Source organism: Sphingobium cyanobacteriorum, from assembly GCF_030580935.1.
GTDB lineage: Bacteria > Pseudomonadota > Alphaproteobacteria > Sphingomonadales > Sphingomonadaceae > Sphingobium > Sphingobium cyanobacteriorum.
Window position 1 is genome coordinate 55,352 of the sequence record NZ_JAUQOM010000006.1, and the last position, 14,078, is coordinate 69,429.

Genomic DNA, 14,078 nt, shown 5'->3' on the forward strand with positions numbered 1-14,078 from the left:
TCCCCAAAACCCCGGACGCAGCATGGCATAAATGGAAGAAGAGGCAAGGCGGCCTATGCGCCGCCCTGCCTGTAACCGTGTCACACCGCGAGCATGCGCCGTCGCGATCCTCCCCCCGACGACGCCAGCAGCATATCCTGCGTGGGCAGGCCATAGCGGCTATGGTCGGCCAATTGCGCGCTGCCCCGGTCGCGGCCGAAACTGGCCAGGCCCGATACCAGATTCTGCAACTGTGCCTGATGATGGGGCGCCTGCGACCCGTCATGGGCCGGAACGGCTGCCGCGGCGGCGGCGGGCGGGTCGCCGATCAGCAGATTGCCGAAGAAGCCGCTGGTCGGGCTGCTGATCGTCAGCGACATTGTGACCTGGAGGTTGAGCGTATTGCTGCTGTAGAGCGGTGCACTCAACGATCCCAGATCGACCGCCTTGTTGGTGAAATAGGTCACGGCCGCCGCACCCGACGCGAAGCTCTGGTTGAGCAGGGTCGAGCCGTTGGCGGCAATCGTCACCGTCACATTGCTGACGCCGCCGCCAAAGCCGTTGCCATTGTAGAAACCCACCACCAGATTGTCGCGTGACGACAACTGGTTGAGATCGACGGTGAGGTTGACCGTGCTGGTGATGGTTTCCGTGCCGGTGCCTGCCGCGCTGTAGCGCCCGCCCATTTGCGCGATCGCGAAATAGGATGGCGATTTGGCGCCGAAGGCGGCGGCGATATTGCTGTTCGCCGCCAGCACGGCAGTCACATCCGCATTGGTGGGCGCACCGAATATCTGCGCCACGCTTTGCGGCGTGGTGGTCGCGCTGGACGCAAGGCCGAGCGACGCACTGGTCAGCGCGCGCGACGTATCGACGATGCTGGCCGTGCCATAGAGGCTGCTATAGGCGTCGGCCCGGACATAAGTGACGAGTCGGCCGGCGAAATCCGATGCGATCGATGTGGCATGGAGCGAGCCGCTATTGCCCTTGGCATAGGCCAGGGCGTCCGCCTCGCTATTGGCGCCGATCCCGCCAGCGGCATAGGCGGTGGACGTCACCGCCTTGCCGGTGACGGTCGATTTGGCATCGGCCGCGCTGCCCGCGCCATTGCTGCTGGTGCCGGCACCGCCAGCGCCGCCTGTGGCGCTGGCCGATACGCTGGCGCTGTTGGCGGCGGTCAGCGTGCCATATGCCGTGGCATCGCCGCCCGCCGATCCGGCCAGGCTGCCAGTGCCGCCGCCGCCCGTCGCCGTCACCGACAGGCCGACCGAATTGCTCTGGTTGACGTTGGCCGTGTCGTCGAAGGTCAGTTGCGACGATGCGTTGCCACCCGCGCCGCCGGCCCCATTGTTGGAATAGCCGCCGCTGCCGCCATAGGCATTTTGCGTCAGCGACAGCGTGCCGCCCTTGCTGGCGCCCCTGACCTTGTCGACCAGGGCGATCGATCCGCCCGCGCCGCCGGTGGCGCTGTTATATCCGGTGCCGCCCGCGCCGCCATAGGCGTAAAGGGCGGCACTGACCGATCCTGCGCCACTGCTGCGCGCTTCGGCCGATGACAGGCCGTTGACGGATCCGCCCGCGCCGCTGGTCCGGCCGGCACCATTGGCATAGCCGCCGGTGCCGCCATAGGCATAGGCGCTGGCCGACACGGGATTGGTCAGGCCGGTCGAACTGGCGGCCGTCATCGACGCGCGCGCATTGCCACCCGCGCCACCATTGCCGCCGCCGGAGGCAGTGGACGACCCGCCGTTGCCGCCATTGGCGGAACCGATCGCCTGTACCCCGCGGGTGCCGCGTATGGTGCTGATCGTGGTTGCCGCGCCGCCATTGCCGCCGGCCGTCGTCAGGCTGTTGCCGCCGCTGCCGCCCTGCGCCGATACGGTGGTATAGATGAGCAGGCTCTTGTTGACGTTGGCGCCATCGTTGAAGTCAAGATTGGATGTCGCCGCGCCGCCGGCCCGTGCTGTAGCCGTATCGGTGCCGCCGCCATTGCCGCCGACCGCCCGCTGGTTGAGCGAAAGGTTGCCGAGCTTGGTCGATCCGCTCACCGCATCGGTCAGCGTGCTGACCGCGCCCGCGCCGCCACTGGCGCCATTCGCGCCCGCGCCGCCGGTGCCGCTGGTCTGGACCACGCTGGCCGACGCATTGGCGCCCGCGCTGTTGGCACTGGCCGTCGCTCCGCTCGCGACCCCGCCTGCGCCGCCGCTCTTGCCCGCGCCATTGGCGCTGCCGCCGGTGCCGCCGCTGGCGTTGATCGTGGCGTTGACGGCCTCGCTGCCCAGGGTGGTGGAGGTCGCATTCGCTGATCCGGTGGCGGTGCCGCCTGCACCGCCACTGCCGTTCAGCGCCGCGCTGCCGCCAGTGCCGCCGCCTGCATTGCTGGTCAGCGTGACCGCCTTGGCCCCCGTCACCGCCGCATTGCTGGTCGCCGCGCCACCGACACGGCCATTGGTCGCGCTGGTGCCGCCACCGCCGGTGCCGCCGGTCGCGTTGGACGTGGCGTTGATCTGGTTGCTCTGGGTCGGGTTGGCCGTATCATCGAAATTCAGCGTCGATGTGGCCGCGCCCGCCGTGCCCGCAATGCCGCCATAGCTATAGCCGCCTGCGCCGCCATAGAGCGCCTGGTTCAGCGACAATGTGCCGCCATTGGTGGCGCCCTTGACCCGGCTGGTCACGGCCGTCGCCGCTCCGGCGCCGCCATTGGCGCCGCCAAAGCCGGTGCCGCCTGCGCCGCCATAGAGATTGGCGGTCGCCGTCGCGGTCGCGCTGCCCGCTGCGTTGGCAGTCGCCGAACTGAGCGAGGACACCGCCCCGCCATTGCCTGCGGCAAAGCCGACGCCCGCGGCATTGCCGCCGGTGCCGCCTGCGGCATAGGTGGAGGCGATGACATAATCGGTGTTGAGCGTGCCGCTGCTGGTGCTGGTGATCGATGCCCGCGCCGTCCCGCCATCGGCCCCATTGCCGCCGGCATTGGAATGGCCGCCGGTGCCGCCCGATGCGGAGCCGCCGGCATTGACCTGCCTTGTGCCGGTGACGGTGTTCACGCTGGACGCATTGCCGCCGGCCGCGCCATCGGCATTGATGCCGGTGCCGCCCGCGCCGGCGGTTGCCGTGCTGCCCATGTTGACAAGGTTGCTCTTGTTGGCGTTGGCGCCGTCATTGAAGCTGAGGTTGGAAGAGGCATCGCCGCCCACGCCGGCGATTGCGCCATGGCCGTTGCCGCCAACGCCGCCGCGCGCATTCTGGGTCAGCGACAGGGTGCCGGCCTTGGTCGATCCGCCAACGGCGTTGCTGAGGCTGCTGGCTGCGCCCGCACCGCCGGTGGCGTCGTCATTGCCGGTGCCGCCATTGCCGCCATATTGATTGACCGTTGCCGTCGCGGACGTGCCCGTGCTGTCCGCCCGCGCCGACGATCCGCTGGCGATTCCGCCCGCGCCGCCGGTCCGGCCCAGGCCGTTGCCGGCGCCCCCCGCGCCGCCATAGACATTGGCGGTTGCGGCGACATTGTCCGCGATGATCGTCGTGCTGGCCGCCGTCGCGCTGCCGGTGGCGCTGCCGCCTGCCGCGCCGCTGCCATTGTCGGATGCGTAGCCTCCGTTGCCGCCGGTCGCGGTGGCGGTGACACCGATCGCGCGCGTTCCCGCGCCATTGACCGCTGCCGTCGCACTGCCGCCACTCTGTCCCGCCGTGCCGTTCTGGCCACTGCCGCCGCCGCCGCCCACGGCGTTCGCGCCCATGCCGATAACGTTGCTCTTCGTCGCATTCGCTGCGTCGTTGAAGGTCAGGCTGCTGCTGGCCGATCCGGCCAGTCCGGCAATTCCCCCATAGGAATAGCCGCCGTTGCCGCCGGTCGCATTCTGGTTCAGCGACAGCGTGCCGCCATTGGTCGAACCCGTCACCTTGTTGGTGACGCTGGTGGCCGCGCCATTGCCCGCGTTCGCCCCGGCAAAGCCGGTGCCGCCCGCTCCGCCATACATGTTGAGCGCGGCCGAGACATTGCCCGCCCCCGCGCTGCGGGCGCTGGCTGCCGACAGCCCGTTGGCCGCGCCACCATTGCCGGCCTTGTTGCCCGCGCCGCTGGCGGAACCGCCGGTGGCGGCATTGACATAGGCTGTGGCGCTGACCGCGTCGGCCAGGCTGGTCGTGCTGTTGACCGCGACATTGGCGCGCGCGCCACCGCCCGCGCCGCCATCGCCGCCGGTGGAGGACGCTCCGCCGGTGCCGCCCGTGCCGGTCACGGAAGTCTGGATCGCCCGTGCGGCGGTCAAGGTTTCGCTGGCGATGCCTGTCCCGCCCTTGCCGCCGTCCACGCCATTGCCGCCACCGCCGCCACCGCCTGTGGCGCTGCTATTGACGTAGAGTTGCGCGCTCTTGTTGACGTTGAGCGTGTCGTTGAAGGTCAGGCTGGATGTGGCCGCGCCGCCATTGCCGGCAATGCCCGCCTCGCTGCCGCCGCCGGCGCCGCCATAGGCATCCTGCTGGAGCGAGAGCGTGCCGCTCTTGGTCGATCCGCTAACCGCGTCGGTCAGGCTGCTCGCCGCACCTGTCCCGCCATTCGCGCCGCCATAGCCCGCGCCGGCATTGCCGCCACGCTGGCTGACCAGGGCGCTGGCGCTGACGCCGCTCGTATTGGCGCTGGCGGTCGTTCCGCTCGCCACGCCCCCACTACCGGCCACCTTGCCTGCGCCCTGTGCCGATCCGCCGGTCCCGCCGTTGGTATAGGCGCTGGCGGCGGCCGGGTTGCTGCCATTGGTCAGGCTGGTCGTGGTGCTCGTGGCATTGGCCGAGCCGGTCGCCGTGCCGCCGGCCGCGCCATTGCCTGCGGCGGACCCATAGCCGCCGGCTCCGCCGGTCGCATAGCTGTTGACCGTGATCTGCTTGGCGCCGGTCCCGTTCGCATTGGCCGTCGCTGCGCCGCCGGTGCGGCCGCTGGTGCCGTCCTGCCCGCTGCCGCCACCACCGCCGGTGGCGGATATCGACATGGACACATATTGCGCCTGGGTCGCGTTGGCGGTGTCGTCGAACGTCGCGTTGGATGTCGCCGCGCCGGCCGCGCCGGCGGTGCCGCCATAGCTATATCCGCCAGCCCCTCCGATCAGGGTCTGCGTCAGATAGAGATTGCCGCCCCTGCTCGCGCCCGTAACGCGGTTGGTCAGGCTGACCGATGCGCCCGCGCCGCCATTGGCCGTCGAATAGCCGGTGCCGCCGCTGCCGCCATAAGCCGTAACGGTAGCCAATGAATTGCCCAGCCCGCCGCTGGCCGACGCATAGGTGGTGCCGGCCACGCCGCCGCCTGCTCCCCCGCTTTCGCCGCCGCCGGTCGCGGAACCGCCGTTGCCGCCCACCGCATAGGCGGTCGAACTGGTGCTTTCGGAATTGAGCGTCGAACTGGTGGCGAAGGACCGGGAGGAGGCGACGCCGCCCTTGCCGCCCGATCCATTGGCCGCAGCGCTTCCGCCGCTGCCGCCTGCGCTGTTGGCATAGGCGGTGACTTCCTTCGTGCCGGTCGCGTTGACCAGCGTGCTGGCATCCGCGCCCGCCACGCCGTCCGACCCGGCAGTGCCTGCCCCGCCATTCCCGCCTGCGGCATAGCCCGACAGGTTGACGATCCGGCTCTTGGTCGCGCCCGAATCGTTGAAGGTGAGCGAGGATGTCGCCGTGCCCGCCGCCCCGGCGACGCCGCCAGCGCTGCTGCCGCCATGCCCGCCATAGACATTCTGCGCCAGATAAAGGCTGCCGCCATTGGTGGCGCCGCTGACCCGGTTGGTGGCGGAGGCCGCCGCGCCAGTGCCGCCATTGGCGCTGTCATAGCCGGCACCGCCGCTGCCGCCGCGCACGCTCAGCGTCGCGCTCGCCGTGCCGATCCCCGCCAGGCTGGCCGATGCGGACGAACTGCCCGACGCCACGCCGCCATCACCGCCCTTGCGTGTCGCGCCATCGCCCGATCCGCCCGATCCCGCCGTCGCATAGACGGTCGAACTGACCGAATCATTGAGCGTCGTCGTGCTCGATGCCGTGCCGTTGGCCAGCGCCGCGCCGCCATTGCCGCCGCTGCGGCTGTCGCTCGCCCCGCCGGCACTGCTGGCAGCATTGCTCGTCAGGCTGATGGCACGCGCGCCGGTAATCGTGGCGCTGGCTGTCGAATCGCCCGAATTGGCGCCATTGACGGTGCTGCCATAGCCGCCTGCACCGCCGCTGGCATACACACCGACATTGAGCTGGTTGCTGGTGGTGCTGTTGGCCGTATCGTCGAACGTCAGGCTGGACGTTGCCGCCCCGCCGGCTGCCGCCGTGCCCCCCGTCGATCCGCCGCCGCCGCCGCCATAAACGGATTGACCCAGACCGAGCGTGCCGCCCGCAGTGCGTCCGGTAACGGCGTTCGTCGCGCTGCTGGCCGCGCCGGCTCCGCCATTGGCGTTGCTGTAGCCATAGCCACCGGCCCCGCCATATTGGTTCACGCTGGCCGACGCACTGGTGCCCGACGTTATCGCCGACGCGCTTGCGCCGCTGGCCACGCCGCCAGCGCCTGCCGACCGGCCGCTGCCCGAAGCGGTGCCGCCGGTGCCGCCGGTAATGGAGGCAAGCGCACTGACGGAATCATTGCCGGCCGTGGAACTGACCGCCTGGGCGCTGCCCGTAGCCGTGCCGCCCGCTCCGCCACTGCCAGCGACCGCGCCATAGCCGCCGCTGCCGCCATTGGCGTAGCTGCTTGCCTGCACGCTGCGCGTGCCGGTCAGCGCGATATTGCCGGTCGCCGCGCCGCCAACGCGCCCGGACGTGCCGTTGGTGCCGCTGCCGCCATTGCCCCCTTGCGCACTGACCTGGCCATAGACCAGCGCGCTCTTGTTGGCGTTGGCCGTATCGTTGAAGGTCAGGCTGGACGTGGCCGATCCCGCAGCGCCGGCGGTGCCGCCGTCGGAATAGCCGCCCGTGCCGCCAGTGGCATAGTTGTAGAGATTGAGGTTGCCGCCATTGGTCGATCCTGTGGCCGCGTTGGTGGTGGTCGCCGAGGCGCCCGTGCCGCCATTGGCTCCGGCATAGCCCGTGCCGCCGTTGCCACCTGTCCGCCATGCCGTGGCCGACGCGGTGCCGGCCCCATTGGTGACGGCGCTGGCCGTCGCAGCGCCTGCCGCCGCGCCGTTGCCGCCCTTATAACCCGATCCGATGCCGCTGCCGCCCGCCCCGCCATAAGCGCGCGCATAGGCTTCTACATAGGCATTGCTCGTGTCGCTGTTGGTTGCGCTGGCACTGGCCGATCCCGTGCCGCCGTTCGCGCCCGAATTGCCCGCGCCATTGGAGACGGTTCCGCCGCCCGGTGATCCCGCGCTGCCGCCGCTGCCACCGACACCGACGGCATTGGCAACGGCACCGCCCGCGCGCGATGTTGTCGCACTGGCCGAACCGTTCCCGGCTGCGCCGCCTGCGCCCGCCTGCCCGCCATGGGTGCCACCGCCGCCGCCATTGCCGCCTGTACCGCCGGTTCCGCCCTGCGCATAGGCGCTGTTGGACGCATCGGCGGGCGTGCTGGTGGAGGCGCTGACCGACTGGCCGCTGCCGCCGGTGCCCCCGGACGCGCCGGGAGAGCCTCCATTGGAACCAGTTGTACCTGCAGTGCCGGTGACGGAAACGCTAGACATGGCAAAAGCCCCTTTATGTTAACAGGGGCGACCCATTTGTCCGCTCGCATGGACGGCGGACTTTCATTCTGTTGGGCGAAGAATAGCATGGCTGGACGAGGGGCTGTCAAGCGCCGATGCCGATGCTGTTACGAATGGGGAATGACTGCGGCGGCGCCCGGAAACGTCACTGCTCCGGCGGCTGCGTCAATATCGCGCGTGCGCGGGGCGAAAGCCGCGCCACGGCCGCGTCATGGATTCCCGGCGCGGCACATAATAGGCCAAAAGCCGTCGGATTGGGCCGGTTGAAGCGCAACGCATCGCCCAGCGCATCGGTCACGCTCGCACCCGCTTCCGCGCAAATCAGGGCGGCGGCGGCGACATCCCATTCATTGCCCCAGCGCACCGTGGCGACCAGGTCGGCCTCGTCGGCGGCAACCATCGCCATGCGCAGCGCGATACTGTTTGGCTTGTCCACGACCATCAGGTCGCGATCCGCCCTGGGCAATTGATCGGCCGGCACCCGCGCGCCCGGCAAATGCGTGCGCGTACCAGCCTGCAAGCGCTTGCCATTCCGGGTCGCGCCACGGCCCGCCTGTGCGACCCATAATTCATTGCGTGCCGGTGCGGACAGGAGTCCGATCTTGACGGCGCCATGCTCGACCAGCGCCACCGATACCGCCCAGCCGGTCCGTCCGCGCAGATAGTCGCGGGTGCCGTCGATCGGATCGACCACCCACACGCGCGGCACGCCCAGCCGATGCACCGTATCCGCCGTCTCTTCCGACAGCCATCCGGCTTGCGGATCGATCGCCGCCAACCGTTCGCGCAGCATCGCGTCGACCGCCAGGTCGGCCTCGCACACCGGATGGCCTGGCACCTTTTCCCACTGGCGCACGCGGGTTTCGCCACCTGCCCAGAGCGTCAGCGCATGGTCGGCCGCATCCGACACGGCGGACACGATGGCGCGCAGATGGGCATCATCCTCCGGCAATGGTCATCCCGTCGATACGCAGCGTCGGCACATTCATGGCATAGCGGAAATGCAGGTCATTGGCCGGCACCAGCGCCTTGAACATGTCCTTGAGATTTCCGGCGATGGTGATTTCCGATACCGCATGGGCGACCGCGCCATTTTCGATCAGGAAGCCCGCGGCGCCCCGGCTATAGTCGCCGGTGACGCCATTCACACCCATGCCGATCAGTTCGGTGACGTACAGGCCCCGCTTCACGTCTGCCATCAGGTCGCCGGGCGACAGGCTGCCCGCTTCCATATGGACGTTGGTGACGCTGGCGCCGGGCGCGCCACTGCCGCCGCGGCTGGCATGGCCGGTCGGCTCCAGCCCCAGTTGCCGGGCCGAAGCGCTGTCCATCAGCCAGCCGGTCAGCACACCCCCGTCGATCAGCGCGCGCCGCTCCACCGGCAGCCCTTCGCCATCGAACGGGCGCGACCGCAGGCCGCGCTGCAACAGCGGGTCGTCGATGATGGTGACGCCGGCATCGAAAATCGCCTCGCCCAGCATGTCCAGCAGGAAGCTCGACCGGCGCGCGATCGCGGGGCCGACGATGCCGCCGATCAGATGCCCGATCATGCTCGATCCGACGCGCGGGTCGAAAATGACCGGCATGACGCCGCTTTCCACCTTTATGGGATTCAGCCGTGCCACCGCGCGCTGCCCGGCGCGGATGCCGATCGCCTCGGCATCGTCCAGATCCTCCAGATGGCGAACGCTGTGGCTGGCATGGTCGCGCTGCATGTCCGCACCCGCGCCGGCGAGCACGCTGGCCCAGGTCGCATGGCTGGTGCCGGCATAGGCGCCCGCAAAGCCATGGCTGGTCGCCAGCGCCACCTGGCTGCGGCCGCTCGACGCGCCGCCGCCTTCGCTGTTGGTGATGCCCGGCACGCCGCGCGCCGCTTCCTCGGCGATCAGCGCGCGCGCGCGCAGGGCGGCCGGCTCCGGCTCCTGTGCGTCGGTCAGGTCGAGCGAAGGCGCACGCTTGCGCAGCAGCCGATCCTCCGGCGCCAGGCCCGCATAGGGATCTTCGGGGGCTTCGCGCGCCATGGCGACGGCGCGATCGACCAGGGTTGCCAGCGTCGCCGGGTTCATGTCCGACGCGGAAATGCTGGCGGATCGCTGGCCGACAAAGACGCGCAGGCCGATCTCCTCGCCTTCGGACCGTTCGACATCCTCCAGCGCGCCCAGCCGCACCGACACGTTGGTCGATGCGTTGCAGGCATAGATGGCGTCGGCCGCATCCGCACCCGCCTTGCGCGCGGCGCTGACCAGATCCTGCGCGCGCGACTGGGCTTCTTCGAGGCTGAGCATGGAGCGGAAATAGTCCTTATGTGGAAGAAGGGAAGGGGGAGGGCCTTACGCGCTTGCGTTCGGCCCGGCAACGTCCGCCAGCCAATGGTCGAGCAGATGCCAGGCGACGGCCATGGGCGGCGGCGCGAGGAAGGGCGCGTCCACTTCCTCCGCCATCGCCGCGCGCACACCGTCCGCATCGCACCAGACAGCGTGCTCGATCTCGGTCTGGTCCAGCGTCAGCGCATCGTCATCCGTCTGCGCGACGCAGGCGATCATCAGCGAGGAGGGGAAGGGCCAGGGCTGGCTCATGACATAGCGGACATCGCGCACCCGCACGCCCGCCTCCTCATAAAGTTCGCGCGCGACGGCTTCCTCGATCGTTTCGCCCGGCTCGACAAAGCCGGCCAGCGCGGAATAACGCCGCTGCGGCCAGCCATGCTGGCGGCCCACCAGCACCCGTCCGGCATGTTCGGCCAGCATGATGACGACCGGATCGGTGCGCGGGAAATGTTCCGACCCGCACATGTCGCACTTGCGCGACCATCCCGCCTTGACCGGCTGGGTGCCCGCGCCGCAGACCGAACAGAAACGGTGCCGTCCATGCCAATGCACCAGGCTGCGTGCCGTGCCGTAAAGCGCGACCTCTTCGGCGGGCACCAGTCCGGCAATGGCGCGGCTGCGCGGGGTGGGGACCATGTTGGGGCCAAGATCCGCGATCAGCCGGGCAAAGATCGGCCGGCGGGCAGGATCGATGCCCAGCAGCACATGATCCTCGACCCGCGCGTCGGCGGCCAGCGGTTCCAGCACCAGATGCCCGTCCGCCTCGACCGGCTCCAGCCCGTCCATCGCCAGCAGGCGGGCGGCCGGATCGGCGAAGGTCTGCGCCAGCAACCGGGCATTGCTGCGGATAGGGTCCACCCTGTCCAGCGTCCCGCCGACAAAGCCCGGCAACGGCTTGCGCGTCTCAGTCCCGTGCATCTCTTTCCTTCCTCACCGCTTCCGCCGCGCGGGCGAACAGGGTCGGCAGCCCGGCTTCGCCGATCCGCGCGACCGGCCACCATTCGCCCTCGCCCGGCGGCGTCACATCCGCTCCCACATGGGCATGATGAACAGACAGCGCCAGTGAGAAATGGGTGAATATATGGGCGACCGGCGCATCGATCGTCGTCCAGCGCGCAGCCAGGGGCGGCGTGGCGTCGGGCGCATCGCTCCAGTCGGAACTGGGCAGCGCCCGCATTCCGCCGAGCAGCCCCTTGTCCGGGCGGCGCACCAGCCAGACATGGGCGTCGCGCTCGATCCACCAGCCATGGCCCAGACGGTGGGGCCGCGCCTTCTTCTCTGCCTTGACGGGATAGGCGGCGGGATCGGCGGTCCGCACAGCGGCGCAATCCGCCCGCAGCGGGCAGATGCCGCAGGCGGGATTGCGGGGGGTGCATATGGTCGCGCCCAGGTCCATCATCGCCTGCGCGAAGTCGCCCGCCCGCGCATCGGGCGTGATGCGGTCGGCCGCCGCGCGAATGTCCGGCCGGGCGGCGGGCAGGGGCGTATCGATCGCGAACAGCCGCGCCACCACCCGTTCGACATTGGCGTCCACCACCACCGCCCGCCGGCCGAAGGCGATGGCGGCCACGGCGGCGGCGGTATAGGCGCCCACGCCCGGCAGCGCGCGCAGCTCCTCCTCCGTATCGGGAAACACCCCGCCATGGTCGCGCACCACCGCGCGCGCGCAGGCCAGCAGGTTGCGGGCGCGGGCATAATAGCCAAGCCCGGCCCAGGCGGCCATCAGGTCCGCGTCCTCGCTCGCGGCCAGGTCCCCGACCGTTGGCCAGCGCTCCGTGAACTTTGCGAAATAGGGGCCGACCGCCGCCACCGTCGTCTGTTGCAGCATCACTTCGGACAGCCATACCCGGTAGGGATCGGCGGCATTGGCGCCCGGCGGCGCGCGCCAGGGCAGACGCCGCGCGTGGACGTCATAGAAGGCAAGCAGGTCGCTCGCGATTTTTGTCTCTCTACCCTCGACGCGCATGGCGGCCCTATGCCATGTAGCGCGTCATGACGGAACGCCCGGTCCCACCGAAAATGAAGAGTCGCAAAATTCCTGTCGAGGAACGTCCGCGCGTCGGCGCGTCGCGCCGGATTTCCGACCTGATGCCCGACATCGGCCGCGCCGCCTTCCGCAAGTTCGGCTTCGTCCAGTCGAGCATCGTCACCCGCTGGACCGAAATCGTCGGCGCCCATTATGCCAGCGTCAGCGCGCCCGAATCGATCCGCTTCCCGGTGGGGCAGAAGGCTGGCGGCACGCTCCAGCTCACAGTGCTGAGCGGCCATGCGCCGATGATCCAGCATGTGCTGCCCGACATCGTCGAACGGGTGAACCGCTTTTTCGGCTATGCCGCCGTCGCGAAGGTCGCGATGCGCCAGGGCGACATAGCATCCGTCACCGCCGAACGCCGCCCGCCGCCGCGCAACCTCAAGCCCATTCCGGTCGAACTGGGCGATTCGTTGCGCGACATCGGCGATCCCGAACTGCGCGCGGTGCTCGAATCGCTGGCGCAGGGGCTTGCCAACAGCAGCGGCTTGCCCAAGATCAACTGAGCGATTGCAAGCCGGATGGCACAGCCGACGACTTGGACATCGCGGAAAACAAACATGCTTCGGCCCTCGTTCAGCCAGCTTCCACTACGGACACGCCCCATGAAGAGATTTCTGCCGCTTGCCCTGCTCGCCATCCCCGCCGCCCTGGTCGCGGCCCCTGCCGCCAACTGGGCGAACCGCGTCGTCATGTCCCCGATCGGCGGCCATTATATGGGCAATCCCGCCGCCCCGACCAAGCTGGTCGAATATGTCAGCTACACCTGTTCGCACTGCGCCCATTTCGTCGGGGAAGCGAGTGCCCCGCTCAAGGCCCAATATGTGAAGGGCGGCAAGGTCGGGGTCGAAGTGCGCAATGCCGTCCGCGACAAATATGACCTCACCGCCGCGCTGCTCGCCCGCTGCGGCGGCCCGGCCCGCTTCATGGGCAATCATGAGGCGCTGTTTGCCAATCAGACCCCGTGGATGGACAAGATCGAATCCTATGACGGCGGCGCCGCAAAGCCGACGGACCAGATCGCGGCGCTCAAGGATATCGGCCAGAAAACCGGCCTGTATGCGCTGATGACCAAACGGGGCTTCACCCCTGCCCAACTCGACGCCTGCATCGCCAGCCCGCAATCGATGAAGCAGATCCTCGCCATGACCGACGAGGCGTGGAACAAGGTGAAGATCACCGGCACGCCGGGCTTCACCGTCAATGGCACGCTGGTTCAGGGGTCGAGCTGGGCCATTCTTCAGGCCGCATTGCCCGCAGCCGCACGCTGATCTACACCCGACCTGACACGCCAATCATCGGAGCCTTGCCCGTCGTGAAAGCCCTTTCCGCTATCGCCCTCGTCGCGTTCAGCCTGACCCTTGCCGCCTGTAACAAGAGCGAGGAAGCCGCCCAGCCGACCGGCGATCCGGTCGCCGCCGTCGCCGCGCCCGCCGGCACGAGCTGGTCGCAAACCCTCGCGGAAACGCCCGACGGCTATTATCTGATGGGCAATCCCGCCGCCAAGGTGAAGCTGGTCGAATTCGGTTCCTATACGTGCAGCCATTGCAAGGATTTCTCCGTCGAAGCGTCGGAAGAGATCAGGAAGATCGTCGATACCGGCAAGATGAGCTTCGAATTCCGCCCCTATCTGCGCGATCCGATCGACCTGTCGACCGCGCTGCTGGCGCGTTGCGGTGGCAAGGACATATTCTACCCCCTGTCCGAACAGTTTTTCGCGAACCAGACCGCGATGCTCGAAAAGGTGCAGGGCAATGACGCCGCGTTCAAGGCGGTCGAACAATTGCCGCCGGCGCAGCGTCCCGGCGCCATCGCCCAGATTGTCGGGCTGGTCGAATTCGCCCAGCAGCGCGGCATTTCCGCCGATCAGGCGAAGCAATGCCTGGCCGATGTCGGCGCGGCGACGAAGCTGGCCAAGGGCGTGGAAGCGGCCAACAGCCAATATAATATCCAGGGCACGCCGACCTTCGTGCTGAACGGCGTGGTCGTGGACAATGTCGCCAACTGGGCCGCGCTCCAGCCCAAGCTCAAGGCAGCGGGACTCTGATTGACGCAGGGGGGGCTGACATCGGCGTGCGCGCCTAG

At 69.1% G+C, this 14,078-nt stretch carries 8 protein-coding genes; 3 read left to right on the forward strand and 5 right to left on the reverse strand.

The features are described 5' to 3' along the window. Positions 1 to 80: 80 nt before the first annotated feature. The 5 genes from Q4610_RS12780 to Q4610_RS12800 all read right to left on the reverse strand — a co-directional run bounded on the left by Q4610_RS12780 (position 81) and on the right by Q4610_RS12800 (position 11,930). Positions 81 to 7,616 (reverse strand): beta strand repeat-containing protein, encoded by a 7,536-nt coding sequence (locus tag Q4610_RS12780; RefSeq protein WP_304536345.1) that lies wholly within the window; start codon positions 7,614 to 7,616, stop codon positions 81 to 83. Positions 7,617 to 7,782: 166 nt separating this feature from the next. Continuing rightward, positions 7,783 to 8,589, reverse strand: a complete 807-nt coding sequence (locus Q4610_RS12785; RefSeq protein ID WP_304536346.1) for an inositol monophosphatase family protein — start codon at positions 8,587 to 8,589, stop codon at positions 7,783 to 7,785. After that, the gene (locus tag Q4610_RS12790) at positions 8,576 to 9,922 is read right to left on the reverse strand and encodes a TldD/PmbA family protein (protein ID WP_304536347.1); all 1,347 of its coding nucleotides are present in this window, start codon (positions 9,920 to 9,922) and stop codon (positions 8,576 to 8,578) included. The genes Q4610_RS12785 and Q4610_RS12790 overlap by 14 nt, the downstream gene beginning before the upstream one ends. A gap of 45 nt (positions 9,923 to 9,967) precedes the next feature. Continuing rightward, complete coding sequence (gene nudC, locus Q4610_RS12795; protein ID WP_304536348.1) at positions 9,968 to 10,882, reverse strand: NAD(+) diphosphatase; 915 nt, start codon at positions 10,880 to 10,882, stop codon at positions 9,968 to 9,970. Continuing rightward, positions 10,869 to 11,930, reverse strand: a complete 1,062-nt coding sequence (locus tag Q4610_RS12800; protein WP_304536349.1) for an A/G-specific adenine glycosylase — start codon at positions 11,928 to 11,930, stop codon at positions 10,869 to 10,871. The genes nudC and Q4610_RS12800 overlap by 14 nt, the downstream gene beginning before the upstream one ends. Positions 11,931 to 11,956: 26 nt before the next feature. Between Q4610_RS12800 and Q4610_RS12805 the strand changes: the two genes are divergently transcribed. From Q4610_RS12805 to Q4610_RS12815, 3 genes are all read left to right on the forward strand, one after another. After that, positions 11,957 to 12,499: a DUF721 domain-containing protein gene (locus Q4610_RS12805; RefSeq protein ID WP_304536350.1), complete on the forward strand. Its 543-nt coding sequence runs from the start codon at positions 11,957 to 11,959 to the stop codon at positions 12,497 to 12,499. Positions 12,500 to 12,598: 99 nt separating this feature from the next. After that, a complete protein-coding gene (locus Q4610_RS12810; protein ID WP_304536351.1) occupies positions 12,599 to 13,264 on the forward strand; it encodes a thioredoxin domain-containing protein in 666 nt (221 codons plus the stop codon). Positions 13,265 to 13,308: 44 nt separating this feature from the next. Beyond that, the gene (locus tag Q4610_RS12815; protein WP_304536352.1) at positions 13,309 to 14,040 is read left to right on the forward strand and encodes a thioredoxin domain-containing protein; all 732 of its coding nucleotides are present in this window, start codon (positions 13,309 to 13,311) and stop codon (positions 14,038 to 14,040) included. Positions 14,041 to 14,078: the final 38 nt, after the last annotated feature.